This window comes from Primorskyibacter flagellatus (assembly GCF_900176485.1).
In the GTDB taxonomy this organism is placed as follows: Bacteria; Pseudomonadota; Alphaproteobacteria; order Rhodobacterales; family Rhodobacteraceae; genus Primorskyibacter; species Primorskyibacter flagellatus.
In genome coordinates, this window is the sequence record NZ_FWYD01000003.1 from 51868 (window position 1) to 73292 (window position 21425).

A 21425-nucleotide genomic window follows, 5' to 3' on the forward strand; every position below is an offset into this window, starting at 1 on the left:
AGATGGGTTCGGGTGTCCGGCTGTCAAGCCAGATAGCCCTCGAAGGTGATGTTATGCGCTATTTCGCGGGCGGCGGACTCTTGCTGGGCAGAGCGGACGGTCCAGCACAGAATCGCGGCACCATCTTCAGCCAGTGCGGCGACGCGTGGGGCGGTCAGATCATTGCGGTCGTGGCTGACAAAGCAGCAATCGGCCCGGTCATAATCGACAATCAAACGCAATTCGGTGCGCCGGGCGGCGGGGACCAGTTTCCAATCCTCGGCATCAAAGGCGCAGGTCGTCAGCCCGCGTGGCCGCTGGGGGGCCAATTTGGCAAGTGCTATGATCGAATGCGGGTTGAAAGACATCAACGCAGCGGCACCTTGATACGCGTGCAAATCCTGCGCGACCGCAGCCTCAAGCGCGCCGATCTTCGGGCCAAGCGCGCCGTCCTGATCCTTCAACTCGATCAGCAGGGGAACCCGGCCCGCTACCTGTGCCAGAACTTCGGCCAGCGTCGGAATGCAGGCACCTTCGCCATCCTTCAACGGGATGCGCCCCAGTTCTGCGGCCGTGCGGGTGGCCAACGCGCCTTGCGCCCCGGTCAACCGACCCAGCGCATAGTCGTGAAACACCATGGCCACACCATCGGCCGACAGTTGCAGGTCAAGTTCGATCCCGTAGCCCGCGCTGATCGCCGCTTCGAACGCACTCAGCGAGTTTTCGGGCTGTCCAGCAGACAGCCCGTGCAACCCCCGATGCGCGATGGGGCGATCAAGGAAGGCGGATGGCAGCGGTCGCATCAGGCGATCTCGAAAATGCCTTCGATCTCAACGGCAACGCCCAAGGGCAAAGAGGCCGCTGACACCGCCGAACGGGCGTGACGCCCGGTATCCCCCAACAACTCGACCATAAAATCAGAGCAGCCGTTGATCACCTTGGGCTGGTCGGTGAAATCAACGGTCGAGTTGACGAAGCCGGTCAGTTTGACCACCTGCTTCAGCCGCGTAAGGTCGCCATCACAGGCGGCGCGGACTTGCGCCAACAGCGACAAGGCACAGTGCCGCGCGGCGCGCGCGCCGTCCTCTGCTGTCATGCCATCCCCCAGCTTGCCCTTGATCAAGCCGTCCGGTCCGTTGGAAATCTGCCCGGAAACATACAATGTGTTGCCCTGCTTCACGAAAGGCACATAGTTCGCCGCCGGAGCAGCCGCATCGGGCAGCGTGATCCCCAGTTCATTCAAACGGTCTTCGATAGCATTGGACATGACGTGCTCCTGCATTGGGTTTCTGGCCGCACGCTAGGCCTGATCCCGCGGATTGAAAAGCCTTTACCGTCGGTTTTGTGATCCGGCCTCACGGTTGCGGTCCAGTTCCGAAGCTTTCCTTCCGCGCCGCAATTGCCACGGCAATTGAATGGGGCGTCAGCGCCATTTGTCGCGTGCCAACGCAAAAATGAACGGCGCGCCCGGCAAGGGCGCACATTCAGGTCAAGCTTGGGCCGCTGGTCAGCTTTCGCGGAAGGCTTTCGCAAAATAATCGGCAAACGGTTTCACCAGATAGGCCAGCGGGGTCCGGTCATCTGTGCGGATGAACGCCTCAACCGGCATGCCCGGGATCAAAACGGTCCCTTTTGGCAGGCGGTTGATTTCGCCTTCGCTCAGCACGATTTCCGCACGGTAATAGCTGGCCCGCGAATTTTCATCGGTGAACGCGTCGGCGGAAATCTGCGTGACGCGGCCGAACAATTCAGGTGTTTCGCGCTGATCCAGCGCCGAAAAGCGCAGGGACACGTTCTGCTCGACGAACAGCTTGTCGATATGGATCGTTTCAACCTGCGCCGCGATCACCAATGGCCGATCCTGAGGCACAATATACAGAACCGGGTCTGCGGCACGGATCACCGAACGTGGTGTGAAGACTTGCAAGCCGTAGATCACGCCGGACACGGGTGCCCGGATTTCCATCCGTGCCAGTTGTTCGACCAGCGCGCGTCGCTGCTCGGCCAACTCGCGTTCGCGGTACCCAAGATCCCGTAGAGTGGTGATAGCCTCTTCGCGGCGGCGCGTGGTAAGTTTCAGAATCTCGATCTCTGTCTCGGTAATTCGTCCGGCAGCCTGAGCTTTCTGAGCGGTCAGTTCTCCGACAGTGCCGGATAGTCGCGCGCGTTCACGTTGAAGCGACAGGACGCGGGTTGCCTGCGCCAGACCGCGGTCCAGCAGGGACTGCTGATCTGCCAGTTCCTTTTCGATCAGAGAGACCTGTTCGGTCAGCGCGTCCTGCTGCGCGTCAATGCCGATGATCTGGTCGCTGATCTGATCGCGGCGTTTGCCAAGCTGTTCAACCTCTCGGGCGATAGAGTCTCGCCGGGCGTCGAACAGTCTTTGCTGTCCCTGAACCAACTCGTTGATTTCTTCGTCCTCGGCGGCGCGTGCCAGTAACTCTTCGGGAAAGTCCAATGTGTCGCTTTCATCCCGCTCGGCGTCCAAGCGTGCGCGCCGTGCCATGAGTTCGAAAAGCTGACCCTCGATAATCGAGAGTTCCGATCTACGCAGGGTCGGGTCAAGGCGAATCAGAATGTCGCCCGCCGCGACCGTGTCGCCCTCGTCGACCAGAATTTCCTCGACCACACCACCATCGGGATGCTGGACGATCTGACGGTTCTGATCGACCTCGATTTGTCCCGGTGCGATGATCGCGCCGGAAATTTCTGTCGTGGCGGCCCAATAGCCGAAGCCACCCACCAACACCACAAGTGCAAGGATGCCAAGGAGCATGGGGCCTTTCAGAGGAAACTCATTCGAAGGTTTTTCCATTTAGCGCACCCCTCCGGCGGTCCCGGCCTTCTGGATCTGTTGGTGGTTCTGCACCATGGCCTTCAAGACCTCCTCCTTGGGTCCAAAGGCCGCGCGGCTGCCGCCCTCCAGCATCAACAGCATATCGCATTCCTTGATGGCGGCTGGCCGGTGCGCCATGATCAGCACCGCCTTGCCCTGTTCCTTCATCTGGCGGATGGCGGAATTCAGCGCTTCAGAGCCTTCATTGTCGAGGTTGGAGTTGGGTTCGTCCAACACCAGAAGCACCGGGTTGCCATACATCGCACGCGCCAGACCGATGCGCTGGATCTGACCGCCTGACAGGCGACCGCCATTCGCGGAAACACGGGTGTCATAGCCATCGGGCAGTTTCAGGATCATCTCATGTGCGGCGGCTTTCTTGGCGGCCTCGACGACCTTTTCACTGTCAGGCTGCATCGACAGCCGCGCGATATTCTCTGCGATGGTGCCATCAAATAACGTCACGCGTTGTGGCAGATAGCCAATATGCTGCCCAAGAGTGTCGGCACCGTATTGATCCAGCGTCGCACCGTCGAGCCGGATCTTCCCGCCCGCTGGCCGCCACACGCCCGTCAGCGCGCGTGCCAGCGTGGATTTGCCGGCACCAGAGGGGCCGATGACGCCCACGGCCTGTCCAGGATTGACGTTGAAGCTGATCAGACGCAGTGACGCCTGTTGTTCACCCGGCGGCACGACGGTGATCTGCTGGATGTCCAGTTTCGCACGCGGCTGCGGCAATTGTGTGCGCGGCGCTTCGGCCGGGACTTCTGTCAGCAGTTGGGCGAGGTTGTCCCAGCCCTTGCGGGCGCGCTGCACAAGTTGCCATTGCCCGATGGCCATTTCGATGGGTGCCAGCGCCCGACCCATCAGGATTGACCCCGCGATCATCGCGCCCGGCGTCAATTCGCCTTTCAGCACCAGATAGGCACCAAGCCCCAGCATCGCCGACTGCAAGAACAGACGGAATGTCTTGGTCATCGAGCTGAACGTGCCCAACAGGTCGGCGGATTTGATCTGACCCTTGAGCGAGGCATCCCGCGCCACCTGCCAGCGCCGGAACGCCGCACCGCGCATGCCCATGGATTGGACCATCTCGGATTCGTTGCGGATCTGGTCAGAGATCGTCTCGGCCTGATGCACGGCGATGTTCGATTTCATCGTCGGATTGCGGGTGGTCATCTGGTTGACCACCGTGACAAGGATCAGAACCAGTCCGCCGCCGATGGCGAGATAGCCAAGCCACGGGTGGAAAATCATGATCCCCACCAGAAAGAACGGCGTCCAGGGAATATCGAAAACGGCCATCAGAACCGGAGAGGCCATCAGGCGCTGCACCGATTCCAGATCGCGCAGCCCGGTTGCGGCCAGCTCGTCCGGCATCACGGCAGAGCGCCGCACCACGGCGTCGAACACGCGCAGATCAAGCCGCGACTGGAACCGCGCGGCGACCCGGCCCATGATCCGACCCCGGGTGTAATCGAGAATCCCCATCATGCCGTAGAGAAACGCGACCAGCACCGACAGGGCGATCAGCGTCGCAACGGACCGGCTGCCCAGTACCCGGTCATAGGTCTGGAGCATGTAAATCGGCCCGGTCAGCATCAAAAGGTTCACAAAAAAGCTGAAAATCGCCACGAACCAATAGTAGATGCGGCTCTCGCGTCGGGCGGCCTTGAGCTCTTCCAGCCCTGAGTCATTTCGATTTCTTGTCATCTGCGAGTTTCCGCTCGTCCACAAATAGGTTAGGTGTTGGATACGACACAGGTCATTAAGTTATCGTCAATGTAGCCATTCTGCCACAAATGCCTGTGGTGAAATAGAATCGGTTGGGCAATGAGGTCAGCCTACATAAGTAAGGACCGCAAGACAGGTCATGAATTCCAGACTCGGGTTAACACATGAACATTCTTCGTATCTTACCGCTCTTCGCTCTTGGTTTTCTTGTCGCATGTTCCGTGCCGGGGCCGGGTGCCGCGCCAGACGGAATGCATGATCCGCATGAAGCGTCGAACCGACAGGTACATGAATTCAACCAGAACATCGATAAGCGGTTTTTCGGCGGCGGAAAAGAACGCGCCCCGGCCAAGCCCAACGCGTTCCGTGATGGTGTGCAAGACAACGTGACCAATTTTGCCGGGAATTTTGCGACGCCAGGTTATGTGGTCAATCAGGTTATGCAGGGCGATCTGGGGGGGGCGACGCGCAACACCTTCCGCTTTGCCGTGAACTCGACGCTGGGCTTTGCTGGGCTGATGGATATTGCGTCAGATCTTGGCGTCGCCGAGGACGAGACCGATTTCGGTGAAACATTGCATGTCTGGGGTGCGCCCGAGGGTGCCTATCAGGTGTTGCCCATCATCGGCCCGTCGACAGAGCGCGATACAGCAGGTCGGGTGGTCGATCTGTTCACCAACCCGCTGGGCTATGTTCTGGACAAGCCAGAGCGATACTCAGGCACGGTTGCCAAGCTGGTCTCGCGGGCGGGCAAGCGTCGGCAATACGGCGCGACCGTGGATTCGGTGCTGCACGATAGCGCGGACAGCTACGCACAGACCCGAATCATCTACCTTCAGAACCGTCGATTTGAATTGGGTCAGGACGTGCCCGGTGGTGGCGTGGACCCCTATGTAGAGCTTTACGGGAGTGATGATGTTTCACAATGAAAGGATGAATCGCCGCAATCTGTTGGGAGGCCTCGCGGCCGGGGTGATGCTGCTGCCTGTTCCGGCGCTGTCATTGACAGATGCAGGTGCGCGGCGACTGGTTGACAGTCTTGTGGGCGAAATCAACCGGGTTATCGGCTCTGGCCAATCCGAAAACGCGATGATCCGCGCATTTGAACGCATTTTTGATCGCTATGCCGATGTTCCGACGATCGCCCGCTATGCGCTGGGTGTCGATGCACGAAGCGCCAGTGCGGCGCAGATGCGCAGCTTTACCGATGCATTTAAAGGCTACATCGCGCGGAAATACGGCAAGCGGTTTCGGGAATTTGTCGGCGGCCGGATCGAGGTTGAAGGCGTGTTCGTCGAGAAAACCTATCACGTCGTCCGCTCGACGGCCTTTCTGCGCGGAGAGGCACCGTTCATCATTGATTTCATGGTTTCGGACCGGTCAGGACGCGACCTGTTCTTCAATATGAAGGTCGAGGGCGTGAACATGTTGTTGACCGAGCGCACAGAGATCGGGGCGATGCTGGACCGCCGTCGCGGCGACATTGACGCCATGACCGCAGATCTGAAACGGGCCGGTTAAAGCAGCGCGCAATCGGGTTGAGGCGGCTGCCGCCCGTCCGACCCGACTGCTTCTGTCGGGCCGTCAGACAGGCGGGACCGCCGCATCGGACAACCATCAGACTTTCCCACCGGCGGCGTTGTGATTCCGAAAAAGCCGCCGAGCTTCCGCCTTAGTTGCCGCCAAGCAGGTCCTGGAGCAACTGTTGCAACACGGTCGGTCGACGCTGTTGCTGCTGCGGCTGCGGGGCCGGTTGGGGCGCAGGTGCGGCGCGGGGTGGTTCCGGGATGATCATCGGCAGCGGGCGGGCGGGCAGGCCTGCATGGACACGCTCCATCGTTTCGCGCCAGATCTCGGCGGGCAGACCGCCACCGGTCACGCCGGTCAGCGGCGTGTTGTCGTCATAGCCCATCCAGACGCCAGCGACATAATCTGCGGTGAAACCCACAAACCACGCATCGCGCGCCGCTTGGGTTGTGCCGGTCTTGCCAGCAGCCTGCCGCCCCTCAAGACGGGCGCGCCGCCCAGAGCCTTCGCTGACGACCTTTTCCATCATGAAGATCAACTGCTTGGCCGCATCCTCGCGGATCACACGCTCACCAATGCCGCCGCCGCTGTCCATCAGCGTCTCGGTCTCGCCTTGCAGGCGCAATTCAACCAACCCGTACGGCGTCACCGACGATCCGCCGTTCAGGATGCCCGCATAGGCACCGGTCATTTCCAGCAAGGTGGATTCCGATGACCCAAGCGCCATGGCCGGAGTGTTGGCGATATTGTTGCCGAAACCAAAATCCTCGGCCACGCGGATCACCAGATCGCGCCCGACGCTTTCCGAGATCTTCACAGCGGGGATATTGAGCGAATTTTTCAGCGCTTCGATCAGTGTCACGCGGCCCTTGAAGGTTTTCGTGTAATTCTGCGGCGACCATTTGCCGGAGCCGGGAATGTCGAGGGTCAATGGCTCGTCCACCACCGTGTCATAGGGGCTGTAGCCCAATTCCAGTGCCGTGGCGTAGATAAAGGGCTTGAAGGCCGATCCGACCTGCCGCAGCGCCTGTGTTGCGCGGTTGAAGGCACCTGTGACACGGATCTTGCGGCCACCGACCATGGCACGCACCGCCCCGTCCGAGGACATGACCACGATCGCCGCCTGCGCCTTGGATCCTTCGCGCACCTTTTCGGAGAAAATAGCGACCATCGCATCCTCCGCTGCTTTTTGCAGGCGCTGGTCCAGCGTGGTGCGGATAATGACATCTTCGGACGTCTTGCGGGTAAAGAACTCCGGTCCGGAATCCATCACCCAGTCGGCAAAATAGCCACCGGCCTTGGCTTCTGCGGCTTCGGACAGGACCGCAGGATTGGCGCGGGCGCGGTCCGCCTCTTCCGGGGTCAGGTAGCCTTGTTCCTGCATGAGGCCTAGCACGACGCCTGCGCGGTTTTGCGACCGTTCAAGGTTGTTTGTCGGCGACAGCGTGGTGGGGGCGGTCAAAAGACCCGCGATCATCGCCGCTTCGGACGCGTTCAGCGCCGAAGCGGGCTTGCCGAAATACCGCTGTGACGCGGCTTCGGCCCCGTAGGCCCCACCGCCCAGATAGGCGCGGTTGAGGTAGATCGACAGGATCTCGTCCTTGGTGAACTTAACCTCCATCGCCAACGCGTAGATTGCTTCCTTGAGCTTGCGCGTCAGCGATCCGCGGCGGCAATCCTGCACATATTCGGCCTCGTTCTTCCATTGGGTGGAATCGTATTCGACGCCGAGGCACAGCAGTTTGGCTGTTTGCTGCGACAGCGTTGACCCACCATGCCCGGACAGCGGACCGCGGCCTTCGCTCAGGTTGATGCGGACGGCACCGGCAATGCCGCGCGGGTCGATGCCCGGATGCCAGTAGAACCGCTTGTCTTCGGTCGCGACGACGGCATTCTTGAGATGCGGCGAAACGCTGTCAGCCGTCACAACCCCGCCAAACTGGTCGCCACGCCACGCAAAGACGTCGCCGTTACGGTCCATTAGTGTGACAGAGCCCCGCGCCCGCCCGTCCAGCAGGGCGTCTATGTCGGGCAGCTTAGTATAGAAATAGCCTACGGACAGCGCCAGCAGAAGCACCACCACAATCCCGATGCGGAAGGTCAATCGCCAGAACAGACGCCATATCCAGGCGAATATGCCGATGACAAAAGCGACAATCGGATTGCGACGGCGGGTGGACGTCCGTTTTCTGACGGTCTTTTTCGATGCAGTCTTGCGGCGCACGGGTTTCTTGCCCGCCTTGGCGGGTGCCCGTGACTTTGAATAGCGGCGGTCCGCCACAAGACGTCCGCGTCCCTTGCCTGAATCACTCATTACTTGCTCTGCCCGGCATTGTTGTTTTCGGCCACATTACCCCTATCCGTCCGCAATGTTGACTGCAAACCCGACGCTCATCACATTTCAATGGCGCGCAAAAAGTAGGCATTTGAGGATATGCGCCTAAAAATTACGCATATATTGCGAAATTTAACGCGGCCATCACGGCACATTCTTTCAAATCCCATGCTCCATCCGCCCTTCTGCAAATGCAAAGACGGGGTTCTGCCCCGATAACCGAAAGGGAAACGGGTGAAACTCATCATTGCAACGATCAAGCCGTTCAAGCTGGAGGAGGTCCGCGAGGCGCTGACCTCTATCGGGGTGCGCGGCATGATGGTGAACGAAATCAAAGGCTTTGGCGCACAGTCGGGGCACACGGAAATCTATCGTGGGGCGGAATACGCGGTGAACTTCGTGCCCAAGATCAAGCTCGAAATCGTCGTCGCGGCGGCAATGGTCGATCAGGTGGTCGAGACCATCACCAGAACCGCACAGACCCGCAAGATCGGCGACGGCAAGATTTTCGTACTGGATGTGGAACAGGCCGTGCGCGTGCGTACCGGCGAAATGAACGAGGACGCCCTTTAAGGGCCGCCCGAGACAAAGGGAAACGAATACATGAAGCTTCTGAAAACACTTGCCCCGGCTGCCGCGCTGATTGCGCTGCCCAGTCTCGGCCTCGCGCAGGAAGCCGAGGCCGCCGCGCCCGGGTTCGACGAGATCGGCCCGTATATCATGACCACCCTGCTGTTCTGCATGGCAGGCTTTCTAGTGTTCTTCATGGCCGCTGGTTTTGCCATGCTTGAAGGTGGGCTAGTGCGTTCCAAGAACGTCACCATGCAGATGACCAAGAATATCGCGCTCTATTCCATCGCTGCGATCATGTACTGGCTTATCGGTTTCAACCTCATGTATCCGGGTGATGCGTGGATCATGCCCGGCTGGGTCGGGCCGCTCTTCGTTCCGACCAGTCTGGATCCGGTCGGTGTGGCCGCCGCAGACGCTGCGTTGGACTATGCGTCGATCGGTTCGGACTTCTTCTTCCAGCTGGTGTTCGTTGCGGCAACCGCGTCGATCGTATCGGGTGCCTTGGCCGAGCGTATCAAACTTTGGCCGTTTCTGGTGTTCGTCATTCTGCTGACCGGCGTCATGTATCCGATTTCCGGTTCCTGGCAGTGGGGCGGCGGTTGGCTGTCCGAGATGGGCTTCTCTGACTTTGCCGGTTCCACCGTTGTGCACTCTGTCGGCGGCTGGGCCGCTCTGGCAGGTGCCATCGTTCTTGGTCCCCGTATCGGCAAATATGCCAAGGATGGCCGAGTCACACCGCTTCCGGGTTCCAACCTTGCATTGGCCACTCTGGGTACATTCATCCTGTGGCTGGGTTGGTTCGGCTTCAATGGCGGCTCGCAGCTGGCAATGGGCACTGTGGGTGACGTGTCTGATGTATCGCGCATTTTCGCCAACACCAACATGGCTGCTGCGGCCGGTGCCGTTACCACGCTCATCCTGACGCAAGTGCTGTACAAGAAGCCTGACCTCACCATGGTTCTGAACGGTGCCTTGGCTGGCCTGGTTTCCATCACTGCGGAACCGCTCGCCCCATCCCTGTTCGGGGCGCTGTGGATCGGTGCAATTGGTGGTGTAATCGTCGTCTTCGCCGTTCCGATGCTCGACAAGTTCAAGATCGATGACGTGGTTGGTGCCGTGCCGGTCCACCTGTTCGCAGGTATCTGGGGCACGATCGCAGTCGTGTTCTACAACGATGATGCGAGCATCGTCACCCAGATCGTCGGTATCGTCTCTTATGGGATATTCACCTTCGGGGCGTCGCTGATCCTGTGGATGATCCTGAAAATGGCCTTGGGCATTCGTGTCAGCGAAGAAGACGAAATCAACGGGCTCGACATGGCCGAGTTGGGGATGGAGGCCTATCCCGAATTCTCCAAGGGCTGAATGCGTCCTCCGACCAGCTCCAAAAAAATCTTGTGTCCGGGCATTCGTGCCCGGACTTTTCGATATCCGGACATGCGGTCGGGTGGCGATCCAGCGTTTCAGAATCACCAGGCTCATGCTAGGACTTGTGGCATGAACACGCACAGCCCCAATATCCGCCCTGTTATCCGACAGCTGGACGAATCCGCCATCAACCGCATTGCGGCGGGCGAGGTCGTGGAACGTCCCGCCTCTGCGGTCAAGGAACTGGTCGAGAATGCCATCGACGCGGGCGCGCGGCGCATTGACATCGCGCAGGCGGATGGCGGCAAGACGCTGATCCGTGTGGCGGATGACGGCTGCGGTATGACCGCAGACGAATTGCCGCTGGCGCTGTCGCGTCACGCGACATCCAAGATCGACGGGTCGGACCTGCTGAACATCCATTCCTTCGGCTTCCGGGGCGAGGCGCTGCCGTCGCTTGGCGCGGTCGGGCGTCTGACCATCACCAGCCGGGCCGAGGGGGCAGAGGCTGCCGAGATCGCCGTCGCGGGTGGTCAGATGTCGGGTGTGAAGCCGGCGGCGCTGAACCGTGGCAGCGTCGTGGCGTTGCGGGATCTGTTCTACGCAACGCCCGCACGGCTGAAATTCATGCGCACCGACCGGGCCGAAGCGCAGGCCATCGGCGATGTGATCAAACGGCTGGCGATGGCGGAACCTTCGGTCGGCTTTACCTTGCGCGACGTGACCGGAGGCGGCGACCGCGTGAGTTTTCGCGCCGACGCGCAGACGGGCGATCTGTTCGACGCCTTGCGGGGCCGTCTTGGGCAGGTGATGGGGCGCGAATTCATCGAAAATGCGCTGGCTGTGGATGCCGAACGCGAGGGGTTCCGGCTGACCGGTTATGCCGCGCTGCCGACCTATTCGCGGGGGTCATCGGTGGCGCAATACCTGTTTGTCAATGGTCGTCCGGTCCGTGACAAGCTGCTGATCGGGGCGCTGCGCGGTGCCTATCAGGATTTCCTCAGCCGCGACCGGCATCCTGCGGCGGCGCTGTTCATCGACTGTGATCCGCATAAGGTGGATGTCAACGTGCATCCCGCCAAGTCAGAGGTGCGGTTTCGCGATCCCGGTCTGGTGCGCGGGCTGATCGTGTCGGCGCTGCGCCACGCGCTGGCCGAGGCCGGACACCGTGCCTCTACGACCGTGGCCGGGGCAACGCTAGGCGCGATGCGCCCCGAACCGACGGCACCGCGCGTCTACCAGATGGACCGGCCCTCGGCGGGCGCACGGGCCGCAGCCTATCAGGCGCAGGCACCGGGCTTTGCCGAACTTCGGGACAGTTGGTCCGCGCGGGTTGAAACGGTGGTCGAACCCGAAGAAGCGCCTGTCCAGCAGACAGAGGCGCTGCCCCTTGGTGCGGCGCGCGGTCAGGTCCACGAAAACTACATCATCGCCCAGACCGCCGATGGCATGGTGATTGTCGACCAGCACGCCGCACATGAACGGCTTGTCTATGAAAGACTGAAGCGGCAGATGGCGGAAAACGGCGTCGCCGCGCAGGCCTTGCTGATCCCCGAAGTCGTGGATCTGTCGTCTGACGATGCCGGGCGCCTGCTGGCCGTGGCCGACGATCTAGGCCGCATGGGCCTGACCTTGGAGCCGTTCGGCGGCGGTGCGGTGGCGGTGCGCGAAACCCCCGCGATCCTTGGCGACGTAAACGCGAAGGCGCTGGTGCTCGATATTCTGGACGAGCTGTCCGATCAGGGGGCCAGCGGGTTGGTGCAGGAAAAGATCGAGGCGATTCTCAGCCGCGTCGCCTGTCATGGCTCGATCCGCTCTGGTCGCCGTATGCGTGGTGAAGAGATGAACGCGCTTCTTCGGGAAATGGAGACCACGCCGCATTCCGGGCAATGCAACCATGGCCGCCCCACCTATGTCGAGTTGAAGCTGGCCGATATTGAGCGGCTGTTCGGGCGCACATGATCACGCTGAACGGGCAAACCTATGGCCTGAACGATCCCGTGGTGCTGGCCGCATTGGCTGGCGCAGCGGTGGTGTCGCTGATCCTTTTCATGCTGGTCGTGACGATGCGGGCGGCGGGTCGGTCGGCGCAGATGGCGCAGCCGCTGGAAATGCAGCTAAGCCAGCTTGGCGGGCGTGTGCAGGCGCTGGGGGACGGGCAGGAACGACTGGCGGGCGGTTTGCATCATGTGTCCGAGGCGCAGGCGACTCAGCAGACCAAGATGCTGCAATTGATGGAGCAGCGGCTGGCCGACGTGCAGGAAAAGATGAACGAGAACCTGCACGGATCGGCCCGGCGGACGGCGCAAAGCCTGGGCGATCTGCAACAGCGGTTGACGGCCATCGACAAGGCGCAGGACAACATCACCAAACTGTCAGGCGATGTGCTGTCCTTGCAGGATATTCTGTCGAACAAGCAGACGCGCGGGGCGTTCGGCGAAATCCAGTTGAATGATATTGTCAGCAAAGCGCTGCCTTCCGACAGCTACAGCCTGCAATCGACCCTATCCAACGGGCGGCGCGTGGATTGTCTGATCCATCTGCCCAATCCGCCGGGGCCGATCTGCGTGGACAGCAAATTCCCGCTGGAGGCGTACGAGGCCCTGCGCCGGGCGGAGACGAAAGAACAACTTGCCCGTGCGGCGCAGTCCTTGCGGCTGTCCGTGCGCAAACACATCCGCGATATATCCGAACGTTACATCATCGAGGGCGAAACGGCCGACGGCGCACTGATGTTCCTGCCGTCAGAGGCTGTCTATGCGGAACTCCATTCCAATTTCCCGGAACTGGTGCGTGCCGGTTTCGACGCGCGGGTCTGGATCGTTTCTCCGACGACCTGCATGGCGACGCTGAACACGATGCGTGCAATTCTCAAAGATGCCCGGATGCGCGAGCAGGCGGGCGCCATCCGCAAAGAACTGGGACTGCTGTTCGCGGATGTGGAGCGGTTGGGAACGCGGGTTGAAAATCTCGACCGGCATTTCAATCAGGCATCCAAGGACGTCTCGGAGATCAAGATAAGCGCCGACAAGGCAAGCCGACGCGCCCGGCGGCTGGACAACTTCGATTTTGAGGAGTTGGCCGGCGATCCGGTCGAGCCATCCGAAATCGTACCCGTTTCCGCGGAATAGTCCAGTCAGGCCCATCGGGCCCCGATAAGCCGGCCTTCGGCTCAATGTGCAATGCGCTACGCGCAATCGATTGCGTCGCCGCGATTTAATTCTCCGGTTGACGAATTGCCCATATCTGTCAACTTTCAGGACAGTGCATGGGAAACAGAATGAAATTTCTGGACGCAGTGAACGTGGCGGAAGGCAAATGTTTAGCTTTAAACATTAAGCTATGCGTCGCGTGCAAGGAGGATATGCGTCAGCCCATCTTTTTACGGACACCATGCCTGTGCTACCCGACGTGCAGTTTTTACCCAACAGGAAAAGTCGCTGTTGGAGAAAATGGTTTAATGCTAAACGAAAATATCGGCAACGTTGTTGCCGGGACCTAGGGAAGAGGATGCATGACCGAACATCAGAAAGATCTTGATCCGATCGAAAGCCAGGAATGGCAGGATGCCATAGAGGATGTGATACAGCGGGACGGTGCCGATCGTGCGCATTACCTGTTGGACAAGGCTGTAAGCCAGGCGCGTGCCGCAGGCGCGATGCTGCCGTTTTCCTCCACGACGCCATATCAGAATACGATCGGTATGGACGACCAGCTCGAAATGCCGGGTGACCAGGAAATGGAGTGGCGGATCCGGACGATCAACCGCTGGAATGCCATGGCGACGGTTGTGCGCCGCAACAAGGAAAGCAGCGAATATGGCGGGCATATCGCCAGCTTTGCGTCTTCGGCGGCGATGTACGACATCGGGCTGAACCACTTCTGGCGGGCAAAATCGGCGATCCACGGCGGCGACCTGGTTTTCTTTCAGGGCCATGTGATTCCGGGCATCTACGCGCGCAGCTTCATGGAAGGTCGCATTACCGAAGAGCAGTTGGAAAACTTCCGCTCTGAGGTGAACGGCAAGGGCCTGTCGTCCTATCCGCACCCTTGGCTGATGCCGGATTACTGGCAGTTCCCGACTGTCAGCATGGGTCTTGGCCCGTTGATGGCGATCTATCAGGCCCGTTTCATGAAATACATGCACAACCGCGGCCATATCGACATGGCCGACCGCAAGGTCTGGTGTTTCCTCGGCGATGGCGAGATGGACGAGCCAGAATCGCTGGGTGCGATCAGCCTCGCTGCCCGCGAAGGGTTGGACAATCTGATCTTCGTGGTCAACTGCAACCTGCAACGCCTTGATGGCCCGGTACGCGGCAACGGCAAGATCGTGCAGGAGCTGGAGGGCAACTTCCGCGGGTCCGGTTGGAACGTCATCAAACTGCTCTGGGGCAAAGGCTGGGACGAGTTGCTGGAAAAAGACGTCTCCGGTCGTCTGCGTCAGTTGATGGACGAGACCGTGGATGGCGACTATCAGACCTTCAAATCGAAGGATGGTGCCTATATCCGCGAGCATTTCTTTGGCAAATACCCGGAAACTGCCGCGCTGGTCGAAGACTGGACCGACGAACAGATCTGGTCGCTGCGCCGTGGTGGTCACGACCCGCAGAAGGTCTACACGGCCTTCAAGCGCGCGACGGAAACCAAGGGGCAGCCAACCTGCCTGCTGGTCAAGACGATCAAGGGCTACGGTATGGGTACGGCCGGTGAGGGGCAAAACACCTCGCACCAGCAAAAGAAGATGGTCGAGGATCAGCTTCGCGCTTTCCGTGACCGCTTCAAGATCCCGGTATCGGACGAAGACTTGCCCAAGGCACCTTTTGTCAGCCTCAATAACGCGCAAAAGGCCTATCTGACCGAGCGTCGCACAGAGCTTGGCGGTGAATTCCCCAAACGTCACTGGCGCGATGTGCCAAGCCTTGAAATTCCCGGTCTCGACAAGTTCAAGGCGCAGCTGGAAAGCACGGGCGACCGCGAAATCTCGACCACGATGGCCTTCGTGCGCATCTTGACGACGCTTCTGCGCGACAAGAAGATCGGCAAACAGGTTGTGCCGATCGTACCGGATGAGTCGCGCACATTCGGCATGGAGGGGCTGTTCCGCAGCGCCGGGATCTACAACCCGCTGGGGCAGAACTATACGCCCCAGGACGCCGACCAGATGATGTATTACAAGGAATCCAAGGACGGCCAGGTGCTTCAGGAAGGCATCAACGAGGCCGGAGCCATGGCTGACTGGATCGCCGCCGCGACGGCCTACAGCAACCACGGCGTTCCGATGATTCCGTTCTACATCTACTACTCGATGTTCGGGTTCCAGCGGGTTGGTGATCTGGCTTGGGCGGCGGGCGACAGTCGCGCGCGCGGCTTCATGCTGGGCGGCACCGCCGGACGGACCACGCTGAACGGCGAGGGATTGCAACACCAGGATGGTCACAGCCATGTCCTTGCGAACACGATCCCCAACTGTATCAGCTATGACCCGACCTTCAGTTATGAGGTTGCCGTCATCGTCCAGCACGGGCTGAAGCGGATGTATCAGGATCAGGAAGATGTCTATTTCTACCTGACGCTGATGAACGAGAACTATCAGCATCCCGAAATGCCGATGGGTGTCGAAGAGGGCATCATCAAGGGCCTCTACCGGATGAAGAAAACCGCGCGTCCGGGCAAGAAGCACGTCAACCTGCTCGGCTCCGGCACGATACTCGTGCAGGCGATGAAGGCGGCAGAGATGCTGAAGGAAGATTTCGGCGTGACCGCTGATCTGTGGTCGGCCACCAGCCTGAACGAACTGGCGCGTGATTGTCAGGACGTGGCGCGGTGGAACCGTCTGAACCCGCTGTCGGAGCCAAAGCAGGCTTATGCCGCCAAGGTTCTGGACGGGGTCAAGGGGCCGATCATTGCGGCCACTGACTATATGAAGAACTACGCCGAGCAGATCCGCGCCTGTGTGCCGGGCCGGTTCACCGTTCTGGGCACCGATGGCTTTGGCCGGTCGGACAGCCGGGTGAACCTGAGGCGCTTCTTCGAGGTGGATGCAAACCACATCGCCGCCGCTGCCATGGTGGATCTTTTCCGCGAGGGTGTTGTGTCCGAGAAAGACCTGAAATCCGCGCTGAGCAAATATGACATCGACGGCGAAAAGCCGAACCCGCGCCTTGTGTGACCAGCGGGACGAGAGGAGACAAGTAATATGACAACCGAAGTCAAAGTACCCGATATCGGCGATTTTAACGATGTCCCCGTGGTCACGGTTCTGGTCAGCGTTGGCGATACCATCGCCGAGGAAGACCCGATCGTGGAACTGGAATCTGACAAGGCGACGATGGAGGTTCCTTCCTCCGCCGCAGGCGTCGTCAAGGAGATCAAGATTGCCGAAGGCGACAAGGTTTCCAAAGGCGCGGTGATCCTGATCCTTGAAGGTGACGGTGCCGCCGATGCCCCCAAGGACGAGCCGAAAGCCGAAGCCCCTGCATCTGCTCCGGCTGCTGCGCCGGCATCTGCCCCAGCCGCCGCGCCTGCGGCTGCTCCGGTGACGGATGCAGGCTTTGGCAAGGTGCATGCCTCACCATCCGTGCGTGCGTTTGCGCGCAATGTCGAAGTCGATCTGACGAAGGTCAACGGATCAGGCCGCAAGGGTCGTATCCTGCGCGAAGACGTGATGAAGGCGCTGAAATCCACTGTTGCCCCTGCGGCAGCTGCGGCAGGTGGTGCGCAGGGCGGTATGGGTATCCCGCCGATCCCGGCTGTGGATTTCTCCAAGTTCGGACCTGTCGAAGACGTGGAAATGTCCCGGATCAAGAAGCTTTCTGGTCCTGCGCTGCACCGGTCCTGGCTGAACATCCCGCATGTGACGCATAATGACGAGGCCGACATCACCGAGCTGGACAAGTACCGCAAGGAGATGGACACGCAGGCCAAGGAAGACGGCTACCGCGTCACGCTTCTGTCCTTTGTCATCAAGGCAAGTGTCTCGGCGCTGAAACAGCATTGGGAATTCAACAGCTCGATCCATCCTGATGGGGACAAGCTGATCAAGAAGGACTTCTACAATATCGGTTTCGCGGCTGATACGCCCAATGGCCTGATGGTTCCGGTGATCAAGGATGCTGATCGCAAGGGCCTGGTGGACATCTCGAAAGAGCTGATGAGCCTCAGCAAAGCCGCCCGCGATGGCGAGTTGAAGTCCAAGGACATGCAGGGCGCCACCTTCACGATCTCGTCGCTTGGCGGCATTGGCGGTACATCCTTCACCCCAATCGTCAACGCGCCTGAAGTGGCGATTCTGGGCCTTGCGCGGTCCAAGATGGCACCGGTCTGGAATGGCGAGGAATTTGTGCCGCGTCTGATGCAGCCGCTGTCGCTGTCTTATGACCACCGCGCGGTCGATGGCGCCTTGGCTGCACGGTTCACCGTGACGCTCAAGACCCTGCTCGGCGATATGCGCAAGTTGATGTGGTAAGGAGATCGCAAGATGGACATTAAAGTTCCCGATATCGGCGATTTCACCGATGTGCCCGTGGTCAGCGTTCTGGTCTCGGTCGGTGACACTGTCGCCGCCGAGGATCCGCTGATCGAGATTGAAAGCGACAAGGCCACGATGGAGGTGCCCAGCCCCGCTGCCGGCACCGTCAAGGAGATCAAGGTCAGCGAAGGCGACAAGGTTTCCGAAGGCGCTGTGATCATGGTCTTCGAAGGGGCCGATGCCGGTGATGACGCAAAACCTGCCGACTCCCCGGAGAAGGCGGAGCAGCCGCAAGGTGCCGGATCAAGTCCGGCACCGGAATCGGTCGCTGCGACCGGCACCGCATCAGGCAAGGGCGATCTGCATGCCGAGGTTGTCGTTCTGGGCTCTGGTCCCGGCGGTTATACGGCTGCGTTCCGTGCGGCGGATCTGGGCAAGAAGGTCATCCTGATCGAAAAATACCCCTCGCTCGGTGGTGTCTGCCTGAATGTTGGCTGTATCCCGTCCAAGGCGTTGTTGCATGTCGCCAAGGTTATCACCGAGGCCGAAGAGATGGGCGCGCATGGTATCTCCTTCAGCAAGCCGAAGATCAATCTGGACGACTTGCGCGGCTTCAAGGACAGCGTTGTCGGCCAGTTGACCGGCGGTCTGAAGGGCCTTTCCAAGGCGCGCAAGGTCGAGGTTGTGCAGGGGTACGGTAGATTCACCGGGCCCAACATGATCGAGGTCACCGGCGATGACGGCGTGAAGAATGTCAGCTTCGATCAGTGCATCATTGCCGCCGGGTCCGAGCCCGTGAACCTGCCGTTCATTCCCCAGGATGATGATCGGGTGATCGATTCCACGGGCGCGCTGGAATTGAAAGACATCCCGAAACGGATGCTGGTTCTGGGCGGCGGGATCATCGGTCTGGAAATGGCCTGCGTCTATGACGCTTTAGGCACCAAGATTACCGTGGTCGAGCTGATGGACCAGATCATACCAGGTGCCGATAAGGACATCGTCAAACCTTTGCACAAGCGCATTGAGGGGCGGTATGAGAAGATCATGCTCAAGACCAAGGTAACGGACGTCAAGGCCCAGAAGAACGGGCTGAAAGTCACGTTCGAGGATGCCAAGGGCGAAGAAAGCGCCGGCATCTTTGACAAGGTTCTGGTCGCCGTGGGCCGCAAGCCCAATGGCAAGCTGATTGATGCCGACAAGGCCGGTGTGGCCGTGGACGAACGCGGCTTTATCGCCGTCGACGGCCAGCAGCGTACCGGCGTGCCGCATATCTTTGCCATAGGCGACGTCGTGGGCCAGCCGATGCTGGCGCATAAGGCGGTGCATGAGGGCAAGGTTGCGGCAGAGGTCTGTGCCGGTCAGAACCGTCACTTTGATGCCCGCCTGATCCCGTCGGTCGCCTATACCGACCCAGAGGTCGCATGGGCCGGTGTCACCGAGACTGAGGCCAAGGCCAAGGGCATCAAGTACGAAAAGGGCGTGTTCCCTTGGGCCGCGTCGGGCAAGGCGCTGTCGAATGGTCGCTCCGAAGGCATGACCAAGCTGCTCTTTGATCCCGAGGACGACCGGATCATTGGCGGGCTGATCGTCGGCACCAACGCGGGCGACTTGATTGCCGAAGTGGCTTTGGCGATAGAGATGGGCGCGGATGCTGTCGATCTTGGCCATACAATCCACCCGCATCCGACCCTGTCGGAAACGGTGAACTTCGCGGCCGAGATGTTTGAAGGCACGATCACCGATCTGATGCCGCCGAAGAAGAAAAAACACTAAGCCTAATTGGGATCGACCTTCAAAATGCGAAAAGGACCGGGCATTCCCCGGTCCTTTTTATGTGTCGGAAATCATCGCAGAAGCAGCTTATCCGCGATAAAAGCCGCGCTGCGATTACTGCCGCATGAAGAAAATGACGGTCATTATCAGGCCAACCATCACAATGCCTGCGCGCAACAGCGCCTTGTTGGTGATTCGTTGCGCGGCCCAGCCGCCAAAGAAACCACCCGCCGTGGTTGCCACCGCCATCACCAGCGCCTGTGGCCACCAGATCAGACCGGCCAGCGCAAGAACTCCCGCAGAAATTACCGAAATTACCGCCGACATCAGGTTCTTCAGCCCGTTCATTCCATCCAGATTGGTAAAGCCGATCAACCCCATCGTCGCGAGCAGGATGATCCCGAGACCCCCGTTGAAATAGCCGCCATAAGTGCTGACGACGCCGAAGGCAAAGATCGAAAGCGCCGGACCCGCCGCGCCAATCCCTGCCTTTTGCAGGCGTTTGACCAACCATGGGCCGACTGCGAACAGGACCGTCGCGACCAGCAGCAGCCACGGTACAAGGCCCGAGAACAGCTCTGCCGGGGTGATCATAAGCAGGACGGCACCCACGAGTCCGCCGGCCAGTGCGATCAACATGATAGTACGGATCTTCAGAACGCCTTCTTTAGCAATGTTGCTACGATAGGCATAAGCGCTGGCGATGTAACCGGGCAGGGCAGCCACGGTTGCCGTCGCATTGGCTGCGATCGGCGGAACCCCCGTAAAAACCAGCGCAGGGAAGGTAATGAACGTACCACCGCCGGCAACGGCGTTCAGCACGCCAGCGGCAAATCCGCTGACGACCAGCAGAATGATTGTTTCGAATGTCATGAGTCCGTCCCGTGTTCGCGTCAACCCGGTCTAGACTGACCGGAGGTGCAAGGGCAAGTGCAGCGCGAAATCACCAGTTTTCAACCTCGTGGCGGCGCGCTGTGACGGCATCAGACCGTGCTGCCCGCCTGTCGGTGGTTAACGGTTTGCTTACCGTCTTTCCGGCATGGTCCATCTATGACACATCGCCAGAACTTCTCTGAACCGCCGCTTCCGATCTTCTTTTCGGATGAGACCGAACCGGTTGCCATCCGCTCCGGAGGCAAGGTGCCATCCTATCTGACTGACCATCGCAAGCGGCTGCGCGACAGGTTCATGGCAGGCGGTGCGGATGCGATGCCGGATTACGAACTGTTGGAACTGGTGTTGTTTCGCGCCATTCCACGACAGGATGTCAAACCTCTTGCGCGGCAGTTGATCGACGGTTTCGGCGATTTCAACCGGGTTGTTTCGGCACCCGCCGCGCGGCTGGAGGAGGTGAAAGGCGTAGGCCCCGCCGTAGTGCAGGAATTGAAGATCGTCGAGGCCGCAGCGCATCGCTTGTCACGGGCGCGTGTGATCCAGCGCCATGTCGTGTCAAGTTGGGATGCGCTTCTGGACTATTGCCACACAACGATGGCGCATCGCGAGACAGAACAGTTTCGGGTGCTTTTTCTGGATCGCAAGAACGTGCTGGTGGCGGACGAGGCGCAGGCGCAGGGCACAGTCGATCATGTGCCGGTCTACCCGCGCGAGGTGGTCAAGCGCGCACTAGAATTGAATGCCAGCGCGTTAATTCTTGTCCACAACCACCCGTCCGGGGATCCGACGCCGTCGCAATCGGATATCGACATGACAAGACAGATTCAGGCTGCCGCCGATGCATTGGGGCTGACGCTGCATGACCACTTGATCGTCGGAAAGTCACAAGAACTCAGCTTCCGGGCGGAGGGTCTGTTGTAGCTAAACCCGCC

The 21425-nt window shown here is 60.1% G+C and carries 16 protein-coding genes; 10 read left to right on the forward strand and 6 right to left on the reverse strand.

Features of this window, described 5'->3' with window-relative positions; genetic code table 11:
• Positions 1-23: 23 nt before the first annotated feature.
• The 4 genes from B8991_RS05725 to B8991_RS05740 all read right to left on the reverse strand — a co-directional run bounded on the left by B8991_RS05725 (position 24) and on the right by B8991_RS05740 (position 4528).
• Entirely contained in the window at positions 24-785 is a 762-nt protein-coding gene (locus tag B8991_RS05725; protein WP_179141443.1) for a glycerophosphodiester phosphodiesterase family protein, read from the reverse strand.
• The gene (locus B8991_RS05730; RefSeq protein WP_084352148.1) at positions 782-1246 is read right to left on the reverse strand and encodes a RidA family protein; all 465 of its coding nucleotides are present in this window, start codon (positions 1244-1246) and stop codon (positions 782-784) included. The genes B8991_RS05725 and B8991_RS05730 overlap by 4 nt, the downstream gene beginning before the upstream one ends.
• Positions 1247-1486: 240 nt before the next feature.
• Entirely contained in the window at positions 1487-2755 is a 1269-nt protein-coding gene (locus B8991_RS05735) for an HlyD family type I secretion periplasmic adaptor subunit (RefSeq protein WP_328588471.1), read from the reverse strand.
• 39 nt (positions 2756-2794) lie between these two features.
• Complete coding sequence (locus B8991_RS05740) at positions 2795-4528, reverse strand: type I secretion system permease/ATPase (RefSeq protein ID WP_084351274.1); 1734 nt, start codon at positions 4526-4528, stop codon at positions 2795-2797.
• 185 nt (positions 4529-4713) lie between these two features.
• On the opposite strand from B8991_RS05740, the gene B8991_RS05745 reads away from it, so the two are divergent.
• Together B8991_RS05745 and B8991_RS05750 are read left to right on the forward strand one after the other, a co-directional pair.
• Complete coding sequence (locus B8991_RS05745; protein ID WP_084351276.1) at positions 4714-5478, forward strand: MlaA family lipoprotein; 765 nt, start codon at positions 4714-4716, stop codon at positions 5476-5478.
• A gap of 4 nt (positions 5479-5482) precedes the next feature.
• On the forward strand, positions 5483-6070 hold the full coding sequence (locus B8991_RS05750) for an MlaC/ttg2D family ABC transporter substrate-binding protein (protein ID WP_084351278.1): 588 nt from the start codon (positions 5483-5485) through the stop codon (positions 6068-6070).
• Between the two features lie 151 nt (positions 6071-6221).
• On the opposite strand, the gene B8991_RS05755 is transcribed toward B8991_RS05750, so the two are convergent.
• Entirely contained in the window at positions 6222-8390 is a 2169-nt protein-coding gene (locus B8991_RS05755; protein WP_084351280.1) for a transglycosylase domain-containing protein, read from the reverse strand.
• 255 nt (positions 8391-8645) lie between these two features.
• On the opposite strand from B8991_RS05755, the gene B8991_RS05760 reads away from it, so the two are divergent.
• The 7 genes from B8991_RS05760 (at position 8646) to lpdA (ending at position 19599) form a co-directional block, all read left to right on the forward strand.
• The gene (locus B8991_RS05760) at positions 8646-8984 is read left to right on the forward strand and encodes a P-II family nitrogen regulator (protein ID WP_084351282.1); all 339 of its coding nucleotides are present in this window, start codon (positions 8646-8648) and stop codon (positions 8982-8984) included.
• 30 nt (positions 8985-9014) lie between these two features.
• Entirely contained in the window at positions 9015-10349 is a 1335-nt protein-coding gene (locus B8991_RS05765; protein ID WP_084351285.1) for an ammonium transporter, read from the forward strand.
• A gap of 132 nt (positions 10350-10481) precedes the next feature.
• Positions 10482-12314 (forward strand): DNA mismatch repair endonuclease MutL, encoded by a 1833-nt coding sequence (gene mutL / locus B8991_RS05770; protein ID WP_084351287.1) that lies wholly within the window; start codon positions 10482-10484, stop codon positions 12312-12314.
• The gene (locus B8991_RS05775; RefSeq protein WP_084351290.1) at positions 12311-13483 is read left to right on the forward strand and encodes a DNA recombination protein RmuC; all 1173 of its coding nucleotides are present in this window, start codon (positions 12311-12313) and stop codon (positions 13481-13483) included. Before mutL ends, B8991_RS05775 begins: the two co-directional genes overlap by 4 nt.
• Before the next feature lie 383 nt (positions 13484-13866).
• On the forward strand, positions 13867-16524 hold the full coding sequence (gene aceE / locus B8991_RS05780; protein WP_084351292.1) for a pyruvate dehydrogenase (acetyl-transferring), homodimeric type: 2658 nt from the start codon (positions 13867-13869) through the stop codon (positions 16522-16524).
• Between the two features lie 27 nt (positions 16525-16551).
• Positions 16552-17820 (forward strand): dihydrolipoyllysine-residue acetyltransferase, encoded by a 1269-nt coding sequence (aceF, locus tag B8991_RS05785; protein ID WP_084351294.1) that lies wholly within the window; start codon positions 16552-16554, stop codon positions 17818-17820.
• A gap of 12 nt (positions 17821-17832) precedes the next feature.
• Positions 17833-19599 (forward strand): dihydrolipoyl dehydrogenase, encoded by a 1767-nt coding sequence (gene lpdA / locus B8991_RS05790; RefSeq protein WP_084351296.1) that lies wholly within the window; start codon positions 17833-17835, stop codon positions 19597-19599.
• Between the two features lie 114 nt (positions 19600-19713).
• Here lpdA and B8991_RS05795 read toward each other — a convergent pair whose 3' ends face one another.
• Positions 19714-20472, reverse strand: a complete 759-nt coding sequence (locus B8991_RS05795; RefSeq protein ID WP_084351298.1) for a sulfite exporter TauE/SafE family protein — start codon at positions 20470-20472, stop codon at positions 19714-19716.
• A gap of 177 nt (positions 20473-20649) precedes the next feature.
• Here B8991_RS05795 and radC point away from each other — a divergent pair, with 177 nt between their 5' ends.
• Positions 20650-21414 carry a RadC family protein gene (gene radC, locus B8991_RS05800; RefSeq protein ID WP_084351300.1) on the forward strand — a complete coding sequence of 255 codons (765 nt, stop codon included), beginning with the start codon at positions 20650-20652 and terminating at the stop codon, positions 21412-21414.
• Positions 21415-21425: the final 11 nt, after the last annotated feature.